Source organism: Acinetobacter sp. YK3 (assembly GCF_001729365.1).
GTDB classification, from domain to species: domain Bacteria; phylum Pseudomonadota; class Gammaproteobacteria; order Pseudomonadales; family Moraxellaceae; genus Acinetobacter; species Acinetobacter vivianii.
Genome location: NZ_LZPJ01000137.1, coordinates 1 through 21,170, shown reverse-complemented (window position 1 = coordinate 21,170; position 21,170 = coordinate 1). Strand labels below are relative to the sequence as shown.

General features: G+C 36.8%; 16 protein-coding genes and 1 pseudogene. 5 read left to right on the top strand and 12 right to left on the bottom strand.

From position 1 onward, the window contains the following. Nucleotides 1-105 precede the first annotated feature (105 nt). From A9Z07_RS16300 to A9Z07_RS16280, 5 genes are all read right to left on the bottom strand, one after another. Nucleotides 106-879: a glycosyltransferase family 25 protein gene (locus A9Z07_RS16300; RefSeq protein ID WP_069579866.1), complete on the bottom strand. Its 774-nt coding sequence runs from the start codon at nucleotides 877-879 to the stop codon at nucleotides 106-108. 9 nt (nucleotides 880-888) lie between these two features. Continuing rightward, nucleotides 889-1,668 (bottom strand): glycosyltransferase family 25 protein, encoded by a 780-nt coding sequence (locus A9Z07_RS16295; protein ID WP_069579865.1) that lies wholly within the window; start codon nucleotides 1,666-1,668, stop codon nucleotides 889-891. An 84-nt stretch (nucleotides 1,669-1,752) separates the two neighbouring features. Further along, on the bottom strand, nucleotides 1,753-2,667 hold the full coding sequence (locus A9Z07_RS16290) for a glycosyltransferase family 32 protein (RefSeq protein WP_069579864.1): 915 nt from the start codon (nucleotides 2,665-2,667) through the stop codon (nucleotides 1,753-1,755). 75 nt (nucleotides 2,668-2,742) lie between these two features. Continuing rightward, complete coding sequence (locus A9Z07_RS16285) at nucleotides 2,743-3,501, bottom strand: glycosyltransferase family 25 protein (protein WP_069579863.1); 759 nt, start codon at nucleotides 3,499-3,501, stop codon at nucleotides 2,743-2,745. Between the two features lie 3 nt (nucleotides 3,502-3,504). Further along, entirely contained in the window at nucleotides 3,505-4,503 is a 999-nt protein-coding gene (locus A9Z07_RS16280) for a Stealth CR1 domain-containing protein (protein WP_069579862.1), read from the bottom strand. Between the two features lie 376 nt (nucleotides 4,504-4,879). On the opposite strand from A9Z07_RS16280, the gene A9Z07_RS16275 reads away from it, so the two are divergent. Genes A9Z07_RS16275 through A9Z07_RS16265 form a run of 3 tightly spaced genes read left to right on the top strand, consistent with a single transcriptional unit; the run spans nucleotide 4,880 to nucleotide 7,991 of the window. Continuing rightward, on the top strand, nucleotides 4,880-5,764 hold the full coding sequence (locus tag A9Z07_RS16275; RefSeq protein ID WP_069579861.1) for an ATP-grasp fold amidoligase family protein: 885 nt from the start codon (nucleotides 4,880-4,882) through the stop codon (nucleotides 5,762-5,764). A 35-nt stretch (nucleotides 5,765-5,799) separates the two neighbouring features. Then, nucleotides 5,800-6,969: a nucleotide sugar dehydrogenase gene (locus tag A9Z07_RS16270; RefSeq protein WP_069579860.1), complete on the top strand. Its 1,170-nt coding sequence runs from the start codon at nucleotides 5,800-5,802 to the stop codon at nucleotides 6,967-6,969. Continuing rightward, on the top strand, nucleotides 6,966-7,991 hold the full coding sequence (locus tag A9Z07_RS16265) for an NAD-dependent epimerase (protein WP_069579859.1): 1,026 nt from the start codon (nucleotides 6,966-6,968) through the stop codon (nucleotides 7,989-7,991). Before A9Z07_RS16270 ends, A9Z07_RS16265 begins: the two co-directional genes overlap by 4 nt. Before the next feature lie 88 nt (nucleotides 7,992-8,079). On the opposite strand, the gene A9Z07_RS16260 is transcribed toward A9Z07_RS16265, so the two are convergent. From A9Z07_RS16260 to A9Z07_RS16230, 7 genes are all read right to left on the bottom strand, one after another. Further along, nucleotides 8,080-8,835 carry a glycosyltransferase gene (locus A9Z07_RS16260; RefSeq protein ID WP_069579858.1) on the bottom strand — a complete coding sequence of 252 codons (756 nt, stop codon included), beginning with the start codon at nucleotides 8,833-8,835 and terminating at the stop codon, nucleotides 8,080-8,082. A 173-nt stretch (nucleotides 8,836-9,008) separates the two neighbouring features. Then, nucleotides 9,009-9,935 carry a branched-chain amino acid transaminase gene (locus tag A9Z07_RS16255; protein WP_004775537.1) on the bottom strand — a complete coding sequence of 309 codons (927 nt, stop codon included), beginning with the start codon at nucleotides 9,933-9,935 and terminating at the stop codon, nucleotides 9,009-9,011. Nucleotides 9,936-9,965: 30 nt separating this feature from the next. Continuing rightward, on the bottom strand, nucleotides 9,966-12,713 hold the full coding sequence (glnE, locus tag A9Z07_RS16250) for a bifunctional [glutamate--ammonia ligase]-adenylyl-L-tyrosine phosphorylase/[glutamate--ammonia-ligase] adenylyltransferase (RefSeq protein WP_069579857.1): 2,748 nt from the start codon (nucleotides 12,711-12,713) through the stop codon (nucleotides 9,966-9,968). A gap of 72 nt (nucleotides 12,714-12,785) precedes the next feature. After that, complete coding sequence (locus A9Z07_RS16245) at nucleotides 12,786-14,057, bottom strand: sensor histidine kinase (RefSeq protein ID WP_069579856.1); 1,272 nt, start codon at nucleotides 14,055-14,057, stop codon at nucleotides 12,786-12,788. Nucleotides 14,058-14,345: 288 nt separating this feature from the next. Further along, on the bottom strand, nucleotides 14,346-15,029 hold the full coding sequence (locus A9Z07_RS16240) for a hypothetical protein (protein WP_069579855.1): 684 nt from the start codon (nucleotides 15,027-15,029) through the stop codon (nucleotides 14,346-14,348). A gap of 6 nt (nucleotides 15,030-15,035) precedes the next feature. Beyond that, entirely contained in the window at nucleotides 15,036-16,403 is a 1,368-nt protein-coding gene (locus A9Z07_RS16235) for a hypothetical protein (RefSeq protein WP_069579854.1), read from the bottom strand. Nucleotides 16,404-16,859: 456 nt separating this feature from the next. Beyond that, nucleotides 16,860-19,964, bottom strand: coding sequence for an SIR2 family protein (locus A9Z07_RS16230; RefSeq protein ID WP_227516948.1), 3,105 nt, complete (start codon nucleotides 19,962-19,964; stop codon nucleotides 16,860-16,862). Between the two features lie 188 nt (nucleotides 19,965-20,152). On the opposite strand from A9Z07_RS16230, the gene A9Z07_RS16225 reads away from it, so the two are divergent. Together A9Z07_RS16225 and A9Z07_RS16220 are read left to right on the top strand one after the other, a co-directional pair. Next, nucleotides 20,153-20,764 (top strand): recombinase family protein, encoded by a 612-nt coding sequence (locus A9Z07_RS16225; RefSeq protein WP_069579852.1) that lies wholly within the window; start codon nucleotides 20,153-20,155, stop codon nucleotides 20,762-20,764. 101 nt (nucleotides 20,765-20,865) lie between these two features. Then, nucleotides 20,866-21,170: pseudogene (locus tag A9Z07_RS16220) on the top strand (hypothetical protein); the annotation flags it as partial.

Genomic DNA, 21,170 nt, shown 5'->3' with positions numbered 1-21,170 from the left:
GATTATATACAATTAAAAAGTAAAACTTAAACCTAAGCAACAAGACTCTTCTATCTTAAGCATAGATCCATGATTTAATTATTTTTTCAATAGAAGAGTAATGGCTTAATCCTTTTTATTCATTATAAATTTTAATTTAGTTTTATACGGAAGTTCAGCAAGTTGAATAAAAAAACGACTTAACTCCCTAATTAACTTTTTAACACCTTTAGGCTTAATTTTTTCCTTATCACGCCACTGCAAACTTGTTTTAAATTTTTGCTCCTCAGGATTTAGAATATAATCCTGAATACATAGAGCAGGATTCAGCTGATAGATCCCAAGTTCACCTTCATTGATATATTTTCGGAAAACAATTTGATCGACATGATCAAGTTGATTCTGACTTTTCATATATTCAAGAAGGGTAACAGCTCCCTTATATGATAAAATATAACCAGCAGCACCAAGATGTGGTTTTTTTAGTCGTCTCAAATTAAATTCTTTATTATTAAATATTTGTGTTTTTTCTAAATCTAGAATCACACTTTTATAAGATTTTTCCAGTTTAACAATATCAAAATTCAGCCAAGTAGAGTCATTCAAGAATAGCTCAGCATCATCACTTAGATGTACGTCATCTTCAAAAATTGCAATTGCAGGCATTTTTTCATCAACAGCCTTTTGCCATAAAGAAACATGGCTCAATAGGCATGCCAATTCATTTCTACTGAGGTCACCCTGACGAATCGTAAAACCAATTTTTTCGGCTTGAGTGTCAATCTGAGAAGGTTCAATCGCATCAAAAAAATGAAATGGAATATTTTTTTTCCCGAATTGATCTTCGATATGTACTCGACGATCAAATGCAGACTTTAAGCTGATAACAAAATTTTCCACATTTTTTCCTTACTTAAACCCAACTGACTTAAAGAAAATAAGATTTCTGATTTGCTGAAAAATTCGGATCAACTCCAATCTTATTTTATCCAACCCATGCTTTTTATCATATTTCCGTCGGGTTAGACGCTCTTTATACAAGTGGCTGGCAAATCTGACACTGTCTTTTGTCGCGAAGAGTGTCACATCCTGAATACACAACGCAGGCTTCATTTGGCAAACAGATAAAATATTATGCTTTATTACACTTTCAAACATTAAATGATCTAACGCAATGAGCTTATCCAATGACTGAATATAGCTCATTAATTGCTGAGCTCCATATAAAGACAGAATATAGCCTGCTGTGCCAAGATTTTTACTCTTAAGATCAAATAGAGCTCGATCTGGCTCACTCGAAAATTCTTTAATTTTTTGCCCTAAAGCAACCTTTGGAGTGAATTCTTCAATTTTGATCAGATGCCAATCTGAAGCTATCCATGAAGTATCAGAAAGAAATGCTTTTACATTTTCTCCTAAATAAATATCATCTTCGAAAATAGCCATATACGGAATATTTTCGGTAATCATTTTTTTCCATAAAAATACATGACTCATGAAGCAAGCAGTTTCCCCTTTTGTCAAAGTATACTCGTCAGTATTTAAACCTAGCTCTTGCGCAAACAATGCTGCTGGCTCGGGTGTCAATGCATCGAAAAACTCGAAGTCGACACTTTTCTGACTGAACTCACTGCGAATATGCGCTCTGCGCTCATGTGCAGTGGATAAACTAATAACAAATTTTTTCATAGCAACTGGAACTTCAATCTTGGTTATATTCTACTGCCTTCGACTTCCCCTTTCATCAATATTTTATTCCTCTAGTGTTTATTGTTAACAAATATCCAATAATGAACCTTCCAGATACATCCCTTTTTCATAATAATGACTGAGGGTTTTTCTTTCCTTACCTGCAAGCTTGATCAGTTTTGGCATTTCAGCAGGTGGATAGTGAATTGCCATATCAATAAGTACTTTTTCTTTGACCCATTGGTGCTTGACCTGAAAATACAGCGCATTCTTATCGCAGTTAATTAAGCACATACTTGGTAAATGATTACGCATCACTTTCTGACAAGCCACATACGCCACCAGATATTCCAGCCGGCCAATGTGCTGAATCAAGTCCTGATAATCAGGTTCGGTTTCTTTGAGTTTTTGCAGATAAGCTTTGGGCGTTAACTCAATCGCCGTAACCAGTTCATCAAACCAGTACTTAAAAAATGGATTTTTTGCAGCACTTGCCAACAACCAGTTTTCTAAAACAGGAGAAGTTTTGATGGTCGTGTTCTTGGCACGATAATAAGCAAAACTATTGGTCTGGGTCTTTTTAACCAGATCCTGAATCCAGTCTAAAGACTCATATACAATCGTACTGGCATCTAACCAAATACCACCATATTGATAAATCAATTCAAAACGGAGTAAATCGGCCTTTTGTTGTGGTGTTGCCTTGGGGAAGCGACCAAAATCAATATCACAAAAGCTTTTCACTGTATCTGGTGTGAGAAAATGAACCTCATAATCAGGATTGGTCTTTTTAACCTGTTCAACACATTTTTCCACAAATCCAGCCAGTGGCCCTTCCCAATACATCCAGATTTTCTTTGGGATGATCGCATCAACACTTGTTGGATTAAGGACGATCAGATCAGCTTCATTGTCTATGGCTTCATTCACCCCTCTCTTTTTATTCGAATACATCGTATAGAACTTCAAGAGATAGAATATTTTTTTAAATATTTTCATACAGGTCACTCAGCCATATTTTTAAATCACTTCAATTCATCTTTGCACTGAAGTGATTTGCCCCGACAATGTTAATTAAAAGTAAAGATGCTTGAATGCGTAAAAACGATCACGCCACATACGTTTCTGTTTTTTTAAGCCATGAGAAGCATCACGCTTTTCCAGATCTTTACGCTGAATTCCTTGTGTTGCAACCGTGCCCAAAATATCACTGTCCAAACCAGCAGGTTTCACGAACGGCTGCCAGACCCCGAGTCCTTTTCCATTTTTACTGAGCCAGCCCTGAAAGAAAATATCGACAGGAACATGAATCTCTTTCCCGAGTCTGACAAACTCCTCAGCGCCTTTTCTTGACCAGACCAGTCCCACACCACGGATCGGGAAATAATAGGCATGCCACAAGTTATAATGCTCCATCTGAACAATATCCTTGGCAAGTTTCTTCTTTTTCGCCGCCAGATTCACGACATACCAGTCCAGCGTTTTATGCTGATCCAGATAGTCTAGAAGTGATTGCAGATTATTCTTAAAGTTCGGTAGAACATGTATATCATCCTCCAAAACCACCAGATAATCGGCGTCTGTTTCGAGGAATTTTTCGACACAACCATAATGGCTCAAATAGCAACCCAGCTCTGAGTTGATTAGGCTACGGCCCAAAATTCGTTGCGCCTCGGCATCATCATATTGTTTAAACTCAGAGAGCGCTTTGCCACGACCATCGTAGGCAGAAAAACGAATAAATGGCCAATCTTGTTGCTGTAACTGTGCGGTTGCACTCGCCAGACGTTGATCACTACCATCCAGATTAATCAGATAAGTTACGACTTTCATTATTTATCCTTCGGCTGTTTGAGCTAATAAAACGTGTGGTAAGTAGCCCGCCAATTTCTGATTTAAAGCATGATAAATCTGCTGGGCTGCTGTATCACTCAACTGATCCAGACTTTGCATACAACCATATTTAATCTGTTCATTGCTCAAGCTTTGCAAGAAACTGTTTAAACTGCTTTCATTTTTCAAATAAGCAATTTCAAGATCAGGTTTTAACACGGCCTCATTAGACTTAATTTTTAAGTGATTCATCAATGAAATCGGGTTAATTTGCTCTACACTGCGGAATTTATACTGAATCTGTTTTTCCAGAAACTCAGGATGAGCAAGCAAATAGTCTTGCAGAATTTTACGATCTACTGCATGTGGATAATGGTGAATTTCAAAAAACTTTTTAAACCCAAGTCTATCCGCCCCTAACATTTGCGCAATCATATGTTTAGGTTGAATCGGTTTAGCAAAATACTGATTTAATAATTGGCGATACCAGAGCTTGGCCTTAAGCACAAAACTACTTTGCCAATGTCCGTAAATCACCATTTTCTGATCGATAACAATATCTTCTAGCTTCGCAGGTGCATTAAAGAAAAAGTCATCATTTAAATAGAAAAAGTAATCCGATAAGCCCTGAATATTCCATAACATGGTTTCAATGGAACGGGTATTAAAGGTCGGAAGATATTGTTCATAACCAGCAAAAATTTCACGATGGTCAACAATACGAATCTTGCCTGCCTCACAAATGCCATCTGTTACGAAGTCATCAATCCATTGCGGTTGCTGAGCATCCGTCACAATGTAAATATGACGGCAAAATGGAACGTACTTTAAAATCGATGCAACGTTATAATAAATTTCATGGTTACTGGCAAAGCGGGTATCACTCACTGCATCAGAAGCTTGTTTTTTACCCTGATACTGGAGGCGTTTTTGCTTTAACTTTGGATCATTACCATCTACCCAGGCAATCACCACATCAACCGGTTGCATCATTTCACTCATCAATTCACTCTTAAACAATTAGAAAGCCCGAAAATACGGCTAAAGATGTTTAATCTAATGACCTATCATAACACCACTGATCTATTTACCGTCAGCCTCTTTTCGTAATAGCTTCCAGAGCGAACAAGTCAATCATTTCATATAAATCAATATATTATATTTATTCAGTATTTTACTGTCTTAGATGAAGCATGCCATCTATCTTCTTATCGTATTTTTCCTGTACATAAACATCAGCTTAAAACTCACAATCTTTAACAAAATCAAACCTTTTGGAATCAGTTAGCAAAAAAATATATTACATTTTAATTAGACGAATTTAAGCATTTTTACTATAATTATCGACTACTTTTATGGGATTAAACCTTTTTTTAAAATGATTAACTATGACTATTTTGAATATCAAGCAAAAGTAATTAGAACTAAATTTGTCTCAGATAAAAAGTATCTCACCAAACGTTTTATGTGTAAGTTGGGCTATACACCCGACTTTGGCGCGCCCAAAAGCTTTAATGAAAAAGTCACGGCGCGCATGATCTACGAAAGAAGTCCGTTATTGACTAAACTGGCAGATAAATGTGCCGTCAGAGATTTAATTTCAGCAAAAGTCGGAAATGACTATTTGGTTCCTCTGGTTGGCGTCTATGGCTGTGCTGATGAAATCGATTTTGAGCAACTACCCAACCAGTTTGTGCTGAAATGTACCCATGACAGTGGTAGTGCCAAGATTTGCCGTGATAAAAGCAAACTTGATGTCACCACGGTCAAGGCGAAAATCAAAGACCACTTGAAAAAGAACATGTATTTCAGAAAACGCGAATGGCACTACAAAGACATTTGCCCCAAAATTCTGATTGAACAATATGTTGATTTATATGTCGATCCAGCAACCCAGTCAGTCATTACCACCTGTCGTGTTCACTGTTTTGAAGGGCGTCCAGAATATCTGGAAATTGATGTACAAGATACCCAAGGTAATGACTATTCAAACATGTATGATACTGAATGGAACTTACAACCTTTTCGTGTCGACCTGAAAGATAACTCGCCAGATGCTTTAGCCACGCCACCACAATTGAAAAATATTATCGAATTGTCAGAAAAACTCTGTTTTGCGTATGGTTATAGTCGAGTAGATTTCTTATTATCTCAGGATCACGTTTACTTCAGTGAAATTACGCTCACCCCAAATGCAGGACGAATGGTGATCACACCAGTAGAATGGGATTTAAAACTCGGCTCACTCTGGCTATCCTATTAACCGTCCATCATGTATTTCGAATCTGTTAGGTACTTATGAAAATAGCTATTGCTGGAACTGGATATGTGGGGTTGTCAAATGCGATGCTATTTGCACAACACCATGAGACCATTGCACTTGATATCTTAGAAAGCAAGGTAGAACTACTAAACAATAAAGTATCACCGATTCAAGATCATGATATTTCGCTATTTTTAAAAGAAAAAAACTTAAATTTTAAAGCGACAACCGACAAGCAACACGCTTTTCAAAATGCTGATTTTATTATTATTGCAACACCTACCGATTACGATCCACAGACCAATTACTTTAATACACAAAGTGTTGAGAGTGTGATTCAGGATGTGCTCGCGATTAATCCTGCCGCGACCATGATTGTTAAATCAACCGTTCCTGTGGGTTTTACCGAGCACGTTAAAAATAAATACCAGACTGAAAATATTATTTTTTCGCCAGAATTTTTACGTGAAGGCAAAGCACTACACGATAACCTCTACCCGTCCCGCATCATTGTTGGAGAGCAATCTGAACGTGCCCAGCAATTTGCAGATTTACTGGTAGAGGGCGCAATCAAACAGGATATTCCTGTACTTTTGACCCATTCAACCGAAGCTGAAGCGATTAAGCTATTCGCCAATACCTATTTGGCCATGCGTGTTGCTTTCTTCAATGAACTGGACACCTACGCGCAAAGTTTCGGTTTAGACACCAAGCAAGTGATTGACGGGGTCTGTCTAGATCCACGTATTGGCAGTCATTATAACAATCCATCGTTTGGCTATGGCGGCTATTGCCTGCCAAAAGACACCAAGCAGTTGCTCGCAAACTATAACAATGTTCCAAGTAACCTGATTAAAGCAATTGTCGATGCCAACCGTACCCGTAAAGATTTTATTGCCGATTCAATTATCGCAAGGAATCCAAGTACCGTCGGTATTTATCGTCTGGTGATGAAAAGCGGTTCTGACAATTACCGTGCCTCAGCAATTCAAGGTGTGATGAAACGCCTGAAAGCCAAAGGTATTGAAATCATCATTTACGAGCCAACTTTTCACGAAGATAGCTTCTTTAAATCGAAAGTTACGCAGGATCTAAATGAATTTAAGCAATCATGTGATGTGATTATTGCCAATCGCCTCTCCAATGAATTGCTAGATGTACAAGATAAAGTTTATACACGAGATATTTTTGGAGGCGATGAATGAAAGTTCTAGTCACAGGCGCTGCTGGATTCATCGGCTTTAGTGTTGCACAGAAACTGCTTGAACGCGGTGATGATGTGGTCGGTTTTGATAATTTTAATGATTATTATGATCCTAGCCTTAAAGAAGCTCGTGTCAAACAATTACAACAAGTGGCTGAAAAGAGTGATACAGGTAGCTTCACCCTAGTCAGAGAAAACCTGGCCAATAAAGCAGTGGTTGATCAGTGTTTTAAAGAACATGCTTTTGATCGTGTTATCCATTTAGCAGCACAGGCAGGCGTGCGTTACTCGCTTGAGAATCCGCATAGCTATGTGGAAAGCAACCTGATTGCCTTTACCAATATCTTGGAAGCATGTCGCTACGCAGAAACACCTCACCTGACCTATGCAAGCACCAGTAGCGTGTATGGGGCCAATACCACCATGCCATTTAGCGAGCAGCATGGCGTTGACCACCCTCTACAATTCTATGCAGCGACCAAACGTGCCAATGAATTGATGGCACATAGCTACAGCCATTTATTTAAACTCCCAACGACAGGTCTACGTTTCTTTACGGTATACGGGCCGTGGACACGTCCAGATATGGCACTCTTTAAGTTCACCAAGCATATTTTTGAAGGTAAACCAATTCCAGTGTTTAATCATGGCAACCATACCCGTGATTTCACCTATATCGATGATATTGTGGAAGGGATTATCCGTACCAGCGACAAGATTGCGACACCGGATGAAAACTGGGACAGCAATCATCCAAACCCTGCAACCAGCAATGCGCCATTTAGAATTTTCAACATTGGCAACAATCGCACAGTGAAGTTGATTGAATATATTCAGGCGATTGAAAAAGCTGCTGGTAAAGAAGCGATTTTGGACTTGCTTCCGCTTCAGCCTGGTGATGTCCCTGATACCTTTGCAGATAGTTCGGCACTGGAAGACTATGTCAACTATAAGCCAGCAACTTCGGTTGTGGACGGCGTGAAAAACTTTGTGGATTGGTATCGTCAGTATCACAACATTTAAGTAAGCACCCTAAATGCAAAAAATCAGGCTAAGCGCCTGATTTTTTTTATTGCTGTCATCGCTAAGTTTAGCAAGACACCCACTTAGCTTACTGCCAAGATTCTTTGATCCAGTCAGATGGCAAGACATAACGATACCATTTACCGCCTCCACCGCTGATCGCATCAGGTGGATTGATCTCACCATGGAAAATAATAATTTTTGCGCCTTTAGGCTTAACGGGTGGCTGGAAGTAAGCAAAAGGAACTTTTCTTAAACAATGGTATTTATAACTCTTACACCAGTCTTTATCCCAATAGCTGAGCTTGCCTTCTTTGTGCATAAACCAAGACAGATATTCTTGCTCGTTACGGAACTTCTCGCGAATTTCATTAAAGTTCTCGCGGAAATATGGCAGAACGTTAGGGAAAGCACCCAGTTTAAAACGATACACTGAACTATTGCCGGTAATTCGCCATGGTCGTTTCCAGTCATGAATCACCAGAAACTCACCTTCGGCCTGAAAGAAGCAATCAATATTATCGACAATCACCACGTCCAAATCGATAAACAACGCATTGCCTTTTAAACCATATAAATCAGGTTCAAAGGTCGAAAGCTTGTTCCAGCCCCGTTCAGGGCTACCCGCAGGCAGATCCAATGATGGAATCGGAAAACATTGAATATTGGGATCAATCCCTTCAGTACGGTCAGTTAAACAAACCATTTTAAATGGCAAAGTCAGATGACGTTTGACCATGTTATAGAGACGGTTAACGTACTCGGCACCATATTTGGTTCCCCATTTCATACACAAAATGACATTGTCTTCAGGAGTTGCCGAATCTTGTTGAATATCTACCATCTGATAACCTTAATTGCTTGAGATATGCTGTCCCGCTTTAGATAAAACTTAAAAACGTTCAGACATATGCACTGAATATATTGCCATCTTAGCATAGAGCCCAGGCTTTTTTTTACTATTAATTCGTCAATAAAAAAGCGAAGCCTAAGCTCCGCCTTTGCGCTGATTTGAACTTATTTGATATAAGTTAACCAGTGTGCATATTTCTCATTACGGCCTTGAACCGCATCAAAGAAAGTCTTCTGGATTTCAGTGGTAATCGGGCCACGTGAACCACAACCGATTTCACGGTCATCGTATTCACGAATTGGCGTGACTTCAGCCGCAGTACCAGTAAAGAATGCTTCATCTGCAATGTAGAATTCATCACGCGTGATACGGCGCTCAACCACTTCATATCCTAAATCTTTGGCAATGGTAATAACTGTTTGACGGGTAATCCCTTCAAGTGCACCACCAGCCAAATCAGGTGTATGTAACACACCATCTTTGATCAGGAATACGTTCTCACCCGCACCTTGGCAAACAAAGCCTTGTGGGTCAAGCAACATTGCTTCGTCATAACCTGAACGAGCAACTTCCTGATGCGCCAGAATCGATACCGTATAGTTACCACATGCTTTTGCTTTACACATGGTCACGTTAGGATGATGGTGCGTGAATGAAGAGGTTTTTACACGAATACCACGTGCCATTGCCTCTTCACCTAAATATGCACCCCAACCCCATGCCGCAACTGCTGCATGAATGGTGTTTTCTGTCGCTGCAATGCCAAGCTTTTCAGAACCAATCCAGATCAGTGGACGTAAGTAGCAAGAAGCCAGTTTATTTTCACGCACAACATCAATTTGTGCTTGTTCTAATGTCGCTTGATCAAATGGAACATTCATTTGATAAATTTTTGCTGAATTTAATAAGCGCTTAGTGTGATCTTGCAAACGGAAGATTGCGGTACCATTCGGTGTTTCATAAGCTCTGACGCCTTCGAAGACACCCATACTGTAGTGTAATGTGTGAGTCAGGACGTGAATTTTTGCATCACGCCAATCAACCAATTTTCCATCTTGCCAAATAAAACCATCACGATCAGCCAAACTCATCGCACATACTCCATTTTCTTTTTTACACAATTATTCACTTTCCAATGCTATCGCAGTTGGATCAATTAATCTTTGCCATAACTTGCAAACGATCTCGCGGGTATCGTGCCAATCCGCAGCATTAACTTGCATAGATTGGTTTGCAAGTGCTAAACGGTGGCTCTCAGCTCGTTCACGGAGATAAGCGTGTATTAATGCTGTGGCATCTTCACTGGATAAGCAGCCTGCTTTAGCAGCATCTTCTAGAATTCTTACATTATCGGAAAAATGGGCGAGATCTGTATTCGTCCCACTCCATGCAAGTACAGCATACTGTGCCATAAATTCGATATCAACGATACCACCTGAGTCCTGTTTTAAATGAAAAATACCATGTTTTTTTTGCTCAGAAGATGATCCCAAATGATCTTTCATCTTTTGACGCATTTTTAACACTTCTTCACGCACTTCATTTTCATCACGAACTTGCGTCAGGATCTGGCAGCGAATCTGCTCAAATTGCTGGCATAAACTTTGATCACCCGCAATTGAGCGGGCACGGACTAAAGCCTGATGTTCCCATAACCATGCGTTTTTCTGTTGATACTGTTCATAGGCTTTTAAACTGGTGACCAGCATGCCTGCTTCACCCGAAGGTCGCAGGCGCGTATCAATTTCATAGACACGTCCATCAAGGGTTTGCGTGGTCATCAGCGACATAAACTTCTGTGCCACCCGAATGGCAAACTCTGCCCCACTAATGCCCTTGCGACCATCCGTTTCACTTTGCTCTTCAAGCGCATGAATAAATACCAGATCCAGATCTGAGCCATAACCCAGCTCAATGCCGCCTAATTTCCCATACGCAATCACCGCGAAGCCTTTACGATCCAGACTACAACGTTGCCCATCATTGCCCAAAGGATAACCATGCCGCGCAGCGACAGCTTCATAGGCCAAACGTAATGTCGCCTGCACGCTGACTTCGGCAATATCGGTGAGTGCATCCGACACTTTCATTAAAGGACTTTCAGCCAACACATCACTGGCAGCGACCGTCAATACATTGCTCTTTTTAAATAAGCGCAATACCCGCATCTGATCTTCGACTTGATCAATTTCAATCCGAAGCAATTGCTGACGCAGAGAATCTTCCAGATCCTGCCGCTGTGGCAGACCAAAATCCATGGACAGGAATTCATCTAAAAGTACGGGATATTGCGCCAGTTCTTCACAAATCCACGGACTGACCGTCGCCATTTTTACCAGTCGTTGTAACGCACCACGACTTTCCATCAGCATCACCAGATACACAGTACGGCGTAACACGGATTCAACCAAAGGCATTAAACGCAATAAAGCCACTTGCGGCTGATCGGACTGTAAAATCGCTTCAATCAGATGAGGCCAAAATTTCTTTAAACGCTCTAAGGCACTGGCAGGAATTTTACGTAAGGCTTGTCCATGCCAGAAGTTTTGAATCAGATTCTTGGCATTATCATCAAGTACCGCATTGAGTTTTTGCTCAAGCTGAACGAAATCATCCACAGGTTCAGAAAATTCTTTTTCCTGAATCAACTGTTTAAACTGGACTTTGACCTTGTCACGCTTCTTATTCAATAGCTCGAGGAATGCAGGCCAATCGGCAAAGTCCAAGGTATCCAGCATCCGCTGTCTTAGTTCAGGTTCGGTTGGCAAGGACTGGGTTTGTTGATCATTCAAGGCCTGAATTGCATGTTCAACCCGTCTTAAAAATAGATAAGCATCTTCCAGATCAATCACCGCCTGCTGATCCAGCAACTCGGCTTCACCTAAATGATGCAAATTGACTAGACATTGACGATCTTGCAGTTCACGCTTCGATCCACCGTAGATGAGCTGGAACACCTGCACAATAAATTCGATTTCACGAATCCCGCCTGCGCCAAGCTTAATATCCTCTTCGATATTACGGCGCATGACTTCACGCTCAATCATCGCCTTCATTTCACGCATAGCAGCGAAAGCAGAATAATCAACATAACGGCGAAATACGAATGGACGCGACATGTCCAGTAACTCTGCACCCGCTTTGCCGCCCGTAATCACGCGTGCCTTAATCCATGCATAGCGTTCCCATTCACGCCCATGCTGGCTCAGATATTTTTCCAAACCGCTATGGCTAATTGCCAAAGCCGAGCCATCGCCCCACGGACGCAAGCGCATATCAACACGGAATACAAAACCATCGGCAGTAATGTGATCCAATAGGTAAATTAATTTCTGTCCCCACAAAATGCAGAACTGCTGCACATCAATACATTTACGTCCATTGGTTTCGCCCTGTTCATCAAAGGCAAAAATCAAATCAATATCACTAGACAGATTCAGTTCTTGAGCGCCCAGCTTACCCATGCCAATGACAATCAGATCCTGCAACTGGCCTGAATAACCGATCGGTTCGCCATGCTTGGCGAGTAAAGGTGGTAAAGCAAAATCTTTGGCGGCACAAATACTGGCATCAGCAAAATCAGATAGTTCTCGCGTCAGTGTGACCACATTGGTTAATTGATTGGCATCTTGCCAAATCCAGCGAAACATCAACTTGGCACGTAAAACACGTAAAGCCTTCATCCATGCTTGTTCATTACTGCATTCAGCCACAGCCTGCTGAACTTTTTGATAGATGGTTTCAGTCGACAATGCATCAAGGAATTGATCTTGGTTATAGTCTTGTTCTAGTTCTGCTTGGTATAAATTTAAAACTTGTTCAGCATATTGGCTTGCGACCAAGGTTTTTTGTAGCTGTTCCGCATTCATATAAAAAGGCTCGACTGATGTCATCTCATCTTGGTTAGTTATATCAGTTACAAGCTTATCTTTAAAATCTCTTTAGACTAATTTTGCTTTGGTTTTTGCCTGACTTGTACATAAATCAACCTGCTCACGTTCTATCGGAAGCAGCACTGTAAATACCGTGCCTTCGCCTTCATTGGAAGTCACATTGATTTCACCCAGATTCATTTCCACAAAGCGCTTGCATAAACTTAAACCGAGTCCAGCACCCTTTTCTCCTGCGGTACCTTTATAGCTCATAGTAATGCGTGGCTGAAACAAATCTTTAATTTGCTCTTGGGTCATACCCAAGCCTGTGTCTTTGACATAGATTTCGACATAGGTGCCCTTGTGCTGCGCCTGAATATAAACTTTGCCAGAACCATCGACATCGGTAAATTTCAGTGCATTGGAGACCAGATTCTGAATCACCGAGGTAATCATATTCATATCGGCATAGACTTTCAGGTTTTCATCGACTTCATTAATCAGTTGAATATTCTTTTTAATCGCCAAAGTTTTCAGGATATCGGTCACAATATTGGTGATCTGACGTAACTTGAAGTTAATGGGATGATAGACAAAACGACCACCCTCTGCCATTGCCCAATTCAGTAAGCTTTCCAATAAGTTATAAGTGGACTGCGAGGTATCGTAGAGATAATCGGCAATGTTCTGAATACTTGACTCATCTAAGGTATCACGCTCTTTCGCGAGTATTTCCGAGAAGCCTAACAAGCCATGAAATGGTGCACGTAAGTCATGGGAAATAATGGAAAAGAATTTGGTTTTACTAAAATTCAGTGCGGCTTCTTGTTCGTATAATTCTTTGAGTTCATCATGGTTAAACTTCAATTCCAGCTGTTGCATGAAATTGACACTATGCTCTTGCAGCAGTTGTTTTTGTAATTCACTAAAGCCTTGTACAGCTTCATCAAACAGGATGATATAACCGAGTGAGGTTTGGTCTGGATGCCTGAGGTGTAAGGCAATTGCTGACTGGACTTTCTTTTTGATCGGATGTAAAAATGCCAACAGGGTTTGATATTGTGGATGATCACAGTCGACCAGATCGCCATTTACAAATAGCGTATTTAAGCTTTTGGTAATTTTGGAAGTATCAATCGCTTGTAACTTTTCAGGACAACGATGCCAAAGGTAAGGTTCCTGATGAAAAGCGAGTAATGCCGTACTGGCTTGCAGCAGTTTACGGTTAAACTGTAAAAATTGCTCAAGCAGGTTCTGCTCTGAGTTTAGCCCCAAAGAAAGAGAGATTTTACAAGCACTTAACTTTTCGGCTTGCTGTAGTTCTAATAATTGAATCGCCATTCCCGCCTCTCGAATATTATCGTTATACGGTTCTTTACGTTTTATAGAAAAAATGTGAAAACTATCACTTAGTATTAACAAACTTTAACAGAAAAGGCAATTGTTGATTCAATCAATTCGCAACAAAACGTGAAATTTCATTGAATTTCAACTTGAGCCCTGTCCAACATTAACAACCGGTGAGCTACCTCTATTACTTAGTTTATTATGTCAATGCAACTTTATTAATTATTCAAGAGCAAGTTCGACTTATCCAAAAATCTATCAATAAAGAGTAAAAAAGCCTTCTTAAGAGGGCTTACTTCTATTCGTCAGCAAAATAATTGTTTTAGGCTTATCCATTGCTTCATATTTCATATTAGCCTCATTAATTTTTTTAATAAAATTATCTGCTTGCTTGATTTTATCCTCAAGTATTAAGAATAAAAATCCAAAAAAAATAAGAGGTGAAGATATAACCACCATAATTAAGGCAGTCATAAACTGCACATCTTTTAAATTTATTAAAAGTAGGAAAAGCATTACACCAGAAGTTGTGAAAATAAAATATCCAATTACAAATAGAAATCGTCTCCAAGTTGGTGTTAGAAACAAAAATGGAGTAAGACATAAATCTGACTCTAAGTTAAGTGTGTGACTCTTTTTATAAGTTATAAATTGATAGCCATCATCAAACAAAGTAACCATATGATCAAAATTGACTAAATAATTCTGATGAAACTCTATAAGCTTATTGACCAAGTTATGGTCTACATTTGGGCTTTTAGCAAGATCCTGAGCAGCTCGATCTAATACAAGTTGATTGGTCTGCCCTTTATCAAAATACTTTTCAAAATATTGAATACTCGAAGTTAGTCTGTCAGAGATTTTTTTATGCTTTAGGCTCGTTATTTCGTGCCTTTTAAGAAACAATGCAATTATAGCAGCAAGAGCACCTACTATAGGTGCAACGAGTTTCCAATCAATTTCCATCTGACATTACTCCTTCACAAACAGACTCGGAATAACGGGCATGCCACACCACTCAGCTATGCTGTTATAACGTCTTCCTAAACTTTTAAGCAGATCTAATGCTTTGCCACCTTTTTCAACTAAATCATTTGCCTCAGTTCCCAATTCATTTGCTTCTTTTAAAAACTTAGCTAATTTCTTCATACCATTAGAGTCTTTAACATCCTCAGAATTATCTGAGTTTCTATTGATCTCTAAAGCATTCTGAATCATTGCAAGTTTATTCTTCAAAGCATCACTATCAACAAGATCAATCAGCTCCTCTAGATCATCATTAGATTTTGAGATCTCAGCTTTATGATTAATTACTGTAGACTGCGAGTTATGCAATTGATTAATGATCGTTACAGGTGAATGAGAAATAGGAGAAAGTGCTTTATCTACGATTTGCTTTAAATCCAATATTTGCCCATTTTGTAAAGCAATAATTTCTTTTTGAGACTCAACTTGAAACTTCACTAAATTCAATTTATTTTTGAGTTCTAGAGCTTTTAAAGGCGAAATAGCAAATTCATCTGGGCTTGTTTCGCCTTTTAGAAGTAACTCGTACTCGTGTAGTGCCTTTTCAATCGTTTCGATATTTCCATTTTCAGATTGAATTACCATTCGTACATTCAAATCATGCTGTTCAATTCTAACAGTTGCATTTTGTTCCGGATATTTATCTCGTAAGACTGTTCCAAAATAGCTCAGAATACTTAATCCTGCTTGGTAATATTCTGGTTCAAATGTAATACATCTATCAATTTTTATACTTTCATTTTTTTTAATCTCAATTTCAATTACTTCAAATCCACTTTCCGAATCTTCAATACCTAATATTAAGAATTTTTTTTCAAAATCATTAGGTAATAAATCAACCACATCTTCATAAGCATTTTCAAAAGTACATACCAAGCTATTCGCTATAGTATCAGTTGTTTTCAAACCCGATTTAACAACACAAGTATTAAAATTAACTAATATTGGCAAAGTCGTGTTTCCAATATTATTACTCTTTATTTTTTTAAATATAAAAGTTGGAACAGCATCAACATTATTATCCATTTTCAAGGATAATCCATCTTTAACCACACCTAATGAGTTTCTTGAAATCCTATTAGATACCAAAGTGATCGGATATCCCCATCCATTTACTAGAAATAATTTCTCAAATCTTTCATGCATATGAACGAATTGATCTACTGGGGAGTCAGAACGTAACCAATCAGCTGGATCATGAATAAGTGAAGAAAACTGTTTTAATATTTCCTTTATTTCAATAAAAGTAGCATTATTTTCACTCAATAATGTATCCCATGCTCCGTTATAGCTCAAAACTTTTGTAATATACATTTCAAAAACTCTTATGAACTTAAAATTATTAATTTGATATATTTATAACATTTTTATTTTTATAAAAAAATTAGTGAATGAATGAACTTTCTAGTATTTACTCAAAAGAACATTTAATTGCTTTTTTGAACCCCAAAACTCGCAGCAAAATTTCTTACCACAGTCATCAAAGTCGCATGCTGTACAGGATCAATATGATCCCAAAGTTTTAACAACAAAAACTCCAGAAATACCGTAAAAAACACACGTGCCAGAAATTAAAAAACCCCAAGCCTTTAATACCAGCTTGGGGTCTTTGAATCTTGGTCCGAGGGTCGGACTCAAATAATTTAAATAAACAATTGTTTAATATAACTTTAAATTTATTTAATTTTCAAAGAGTACTCTTACAGGTGCTCATTTTATTTGTTTAAAATTAACAGATTAAAAATGTGCTGTATAACAGTACCTAAAAAACTAAATAATAGTTGTCTTTGCTCTAGGCCCTCTAAAACTAAACCAAATCGAAATTTTCAGACTATCCCCAGGCCTCAAAGCTTCCCAGACGTCCTGATCAGCTATGGTTGATTTATGTACATAAATATTTTCAGCATACTTTGACGTTTTTACAAACCCAAATTGATCATTAATAGTTACGACTACGGCATCAAAGAATTTTTCATTACCATACATATCAATAATCACATGTGAAACTTTATTTTTAATTTTTGGACTAATATTTGATTGACTTAAATCAAGAAATATTTTTAAAGCTCTATCTTCACTTTGATAAATATATTCCAGACACGCATGCAAAAATTTTGGTTCATAATTGGTGTCTTTAGGTGAATAACATTTTTTTAAGTACTTTATAGCATTTTGAAAGTGTAAAGTTTCATTTTCTTTAACATAGGAACACGCCATCAAATAATTAACAGCACGATTATTAACATCATTTCTTAGAAAACTTAGCATACATGTTCTAGCCTCATTAAAATCCTTCTTTTTAATATAGAATTTAGCATATCTTTGGACTATGTAAACATTATCACTATTTTTTCTTAGTGCCTCCTTAATCTTTTCAATAGCCCTAGGTGAATTATCAATAACATCAGAAAAATCGTGCTCAAGAACTGTCAATGATTCATCATAGGGGAATTTTTTAAAACCTGCTGATAAGTTATTCTCAAAATCTTTTATAATATCTACTAATTCATTCTCATTATCACAGTCTTTAATTTCATCAAGTAAAACCAACCCTTTGGTATGATAAGGCATTGATGTCCTATTAGATGTTCGAATGTTTTCATTTAATAGCTTCAAACTCATATTTCTGTACTTTATTTTCTCATGTCTTGATGATGAGTTCAGTGCAATCTTCCTATATGCGTTCGCTTTTGTATGTTCTACAGTACGCATATCATAATATCCATCACTACTATTAATTCTCTTAAGATAATCTAATGCAAGTTCATAATTATGATTATGATGATTAATCTCTAAAATTGCTCTTTGATGTAATATAAATGTACTATTAACACCAATATCTTGTGCAACATTAAAAATAGAATGAGCTAACTCTTTGCTATCAAACTCTTCAGCTAGTACTTTCCCCTTTAAGATAAAATCTAAAGCTTTAGAGTCAGTATCAAAACCAATATTTAAATATCTAATTATTTTTATTAATTGCTGAGCTTTATCCATCTCTGATAAAAATGCTTGTTTAAAAACATGCTGAGCTATATGAGAATGTCTGCTTGTATATACAATATCATTTACTCTATAACTGTAATAGCTAACAACTAACAACTCTAAAGGTTGTAAAAATTTCTCCTTAAATTGCTCAAAATCTATTCCACTTAGCCTTTTAATCATTCCAGCTCTTAATTCAAGACCATGTCGATGAAAACAACAGATACTTAAATAAAGATCTTTTGCAGCTCTATCATAAACTCCCTCGTATTCATCTTTAATGATTTCTGAAAATTCTTGACCATAATGTGTAGCTTCCAATAAAGTCACAAGAAGCTGATTATTACTTTTCTCCTTTATAAACTTATACTTATCAGCATCATTCAACTCTTTTAAATTACCTTCTGCATTAAATTCTTTTAGTTTATCTACTAAATTTTTAACTTCAAAATCATTTAAATCTTTCAAACTAAAAAATTTTGGATTAAGCTTATCTAGTATATTCTCACTATTATTCCATTCATTAGTACGAGTTGCTCCTACAATTAAAACTTTTGCACAATCTTTAACTGAGTAGTTTTTAATTTCTACTATTTCTTTTTGATGCTCCAAAATATCATCAACAAATATTATTATTGGATCTTTTACCAACCTAATTAGTTCAAAAACTAATTTTGTATTAATTGTTGCTCCCTCGTTAAGATAAAAACAATTACTATTAAACTTAGAAACTCCATTCCATGCTAATCTTTTTAAAAGTACGCTCTTGCCACTTCCAGCATAACCATTTACAATTAAAAAATTAAACAATTGATTTGAAATTTCAAAATTTTCAAATAATTCAACCTCTAAGGTTCTTTCGATAGCTCTTTGAAAGTCTAAATTCTTAGCGACCCAACTAAAACCATATGAATTACCTCTATAAAAAATTTCATTTTTATAATCATCTAATTCTTTTTTTATTTCATCAGTCATTTCAACGTATACAAGCTGCTTTAACAAGTATTGTTCTAATTCACTAGATGGCCTATCATTTGATGGAATTAATTTAGAAATGACCGAATCATTTTTTAAAATATTGCTTAATGACAATATATTATTAGCCTGTTTTCTTTTTATTTCGTTTAAAAAATCATATAGATTACCAACTATGCATAAGAGATTTTTAGACTCCCAATAATCCTTATACATATCATCCATAAATGGATCTAACCATATGTGACGTGTACGACTAACACCATCTTTCTCCAACTCATCTAAAATACCTAAAATATTATCATCCCCTAATCCATAGCCATAAAAAATAACTAAATCACTTGTTAAGCATTCTTTTAAATACTGATAAAGACTAGATCTATTTTCCTGATGTCTTCTGTAATCACTATTTGATATAACTAAAGGAATTCTTGAATCATTAGGTCTGGAAATACATCCATGTATTTTTATAATTGGCAACTTATCAGGATTTACTACTACTTTTTGTAGCGAATCATTATCACTAATAATTTTCTCTATTTTCTGTAATGATGATTTATTTTCTCTGTAAGATTTTTCAATTGCCTCATCATAATTAGTTGTAAAAATAGCCTTCCACTTGAACTCTGATAAAAGCTTATGTTCCTCTGTTGGTTCAAAATTACAAACTAACTCTTTTATAAAAAGATCAAAATTTTCCCTGCCCGCTTTCTGTATAGCCATTGTAGAAGCAAAGTCTAATGTTAGAGGATTAGAGGTACTTCCTAGAAATTCTTCATTTATTTTCTGCAATAACTCATTACCAGTAAAACCTATTCTTTCATTTTGCCCATTTGTACAATTGTAAGAAGCACCTGCACCTATAAATAATACAGCTTTACCTTGTAGGACTTGTTTTTCAGTGTAATCCATCATTTCCTCTTAAAGAATCTATTTTGTGCATACTTTTAGAAATTATTCTAAGTACATTAACTTTAAATTTATCTTTTAACTATACCTAAAAGACAAAAAAATTAAATGATAAAAAACCTATCAATAGAGTTTAAAGATTAATTAAATGATAGTATTATCCTAATACTTAAACAAATATAGTTAAATAAGAAATGACGGCTAGAATTTATGTAAGGGCTAGTACTAAAGATCAAGATGCTGAAAGAGCATTAGACGATTTAAGAAAGTTTGCTGAAAACCTTCAAATTGATATTAAAGAATACATAGAAAATGAGTCTGGAACGAAACTTAACCGTGCCGTTTTAAATCGCTTATTGGATGAGTCAAATCATGGTGACACTCTTTTAGTTGAAAGCGTGGATCGCTTATCTAGACTAACTCAACCTGATTTTGAAATTTTGAAGGGACGTATAAAAGAAAAGGGATTAAAATTAGTAGTAGCAGATCTTCCTACTACACACATGCTTATTAGCTCGACTGATACCATCACCAGCTCTATCCTTAATCTGGTTAATAACATGCTTATAGATTTGCTGGCTACTATGGCTAGGTTAGACAATGACAAACGTAGAGAACGCATTAAGCAAGGGTTAGAAAGGAAAGGTTATAAGCCCTCTGGCAAAAAAGCTGATATCATTAAACATGCAAGAATTAAAGAATTAAATGCAAAAGGCTTAACAAAAGAAGAAATAGCTAAAGCCGTTGGATGTGGAGTAGCTACTGTATATAGAGTTTTAAAACATGATACTAAAGCCAATTTATAAGAACTCTATCATTATCATAAATTTTATATTTTTAGTTACGTAGTTATATTTTATAATTTCTATGTTATAAAACATATATTTATCAAAATTAGTATTGTCAAATGATTAGTCTCACGTCAGTTTCTTCAATTCTAGGAATTTTAATACCAATCTTAGTAGCCTATATCAGTACTAGGCATAATTTTAGAAAGCATCCTAGAGAAGAGTTTTCGGGAGATATTGATGCAGCCAAAGAATTCGTTAAAATTTTGAAGTCCAGAGATTCTCAATTAATTAAAGACCGAATTACGCAAAAACTTGTATTGAAAAAAAATATTAACTTTATTGAAGCTAGTTTTTTTTATCAATATTTAGACATGGGGTTATGGCTTGAAAGGTATATAGATGTTAGAGAGTTCTTAGTTCC

What these genes read in the sequence shown, in the direction of transcription:
- A9Z07_RS16295 (WP_069579865.1), bottom strand. Translation starts at nt 1,668, where the DNA reads ATGAAAAAATTTGTTATTAGTTTATCCACTGCACATGAGCGCAGAGCG.
- A9Z07_RS16290 (WP_069579864.1), bottom strand. Translation starts at nt 2,667, where the DNA reads ATGAAAATATTTAAAAAAATATTCTATCTCTTGAAGTTCTATACGATG.
- A9Z07_RS16285 (WP_069579863.1), bottom strand. Translation starts at nt 3,501, where the DNA reads ATGAAAGTCGTAACTTATCTGATTAATCTGGATGGTAGTGATCAACGT.
- A9Z07_RS16280 (WP_069579862.1), bottom strand. Translation starts at nt 4,503, where the DNA reads ATGAGTGAAATGATGCAACCGGTTGATGTGGTGATTGCCTGGGTAGAT.
- A9Z07_RS16275 (WP_069579861.1), top strand. Translation starts at nt 4,880, where the DNA reads ATGATTAACTATGACTATTTTGAATATCAAGCAAAAGTAATTAGAACT.
- A9Z07_RS16270 (WP_069579860.1), top strand. Translation starts at nt 5,800, where the DNA reads ATGAAAATAGCTATTGCTGGAACTGGATATGTGGGGTTGTCAAATGCG.
- A9Z07_RS16265 (WP_069579859.1), top strand. Translation starts at nt 6,966, where the DNA reads ATGAAAGTTCTAGTCACAGGCGCTGCTGGATTCATCGGCTTTAGTGTT.
- A9Z07_RS16260 (WP_069579858.1), bottom strand. Translation starts at nt 8,835, where the DNA reads ATGGTAGATATTCAACAAGATTCGGCAACTCCTGAAGACAATGTCATT.
- A9Z07_RS16255 (WP_004775537.1), bottom strand. Translation starts at nt 9,935, where the DNA reads ATGAGTTTGGCTGATCGTGATGGTTTTATTTGGCAAGATGGAAAATTG.
- glnE (WP_069579857.1), bottom strand. Translation starts at nt 12,713, where the DNA reads ATGAATGCGGAACAGCTACAAAAAACCTTGGTCGCAAGCCAATATGCT.
- A9Z07_RS16245 (WP_069579856.1), bottom strand. Translation starts at nt 14,057, where the DNA reads ATGGCGATTCAATTATTAGAACTACAGCAAGCCGAAAAGTTAAGTGCT.
- A9Z07_RS16240 (WP_069579855.1), bottom strand. Translation starts at nt 15,029, where the DNA reads ATGGAAATTGATTGGAAACTCGTTGCACCTATAGTAGGTGCTCTTGCT.
- A9Z07_RS16235 (WP_069579854.1), bottom strand. Translation starts at nt 16,403, where the DNA reads ATGTATATTACAAAAGTTTTGAGCTATAACGGAGCATGGGATACATTA.
- A9Z07_RS16230 (WP_227516948.1), bottom strand. Translation starts at nt 19,964, where the DNA reads ATGATGGATTACACTGAAAAACAAGTCCTACAAGGTAAAGCTGTATTA.
- A9Z07_RS16225 (WP_069579852.1), top strand. Translation starts at nt 20,153, where the DNA reads ATGACGGCTAGAATTTATGTAAGGGCTAGTACTAAAGATCAAGATGCT.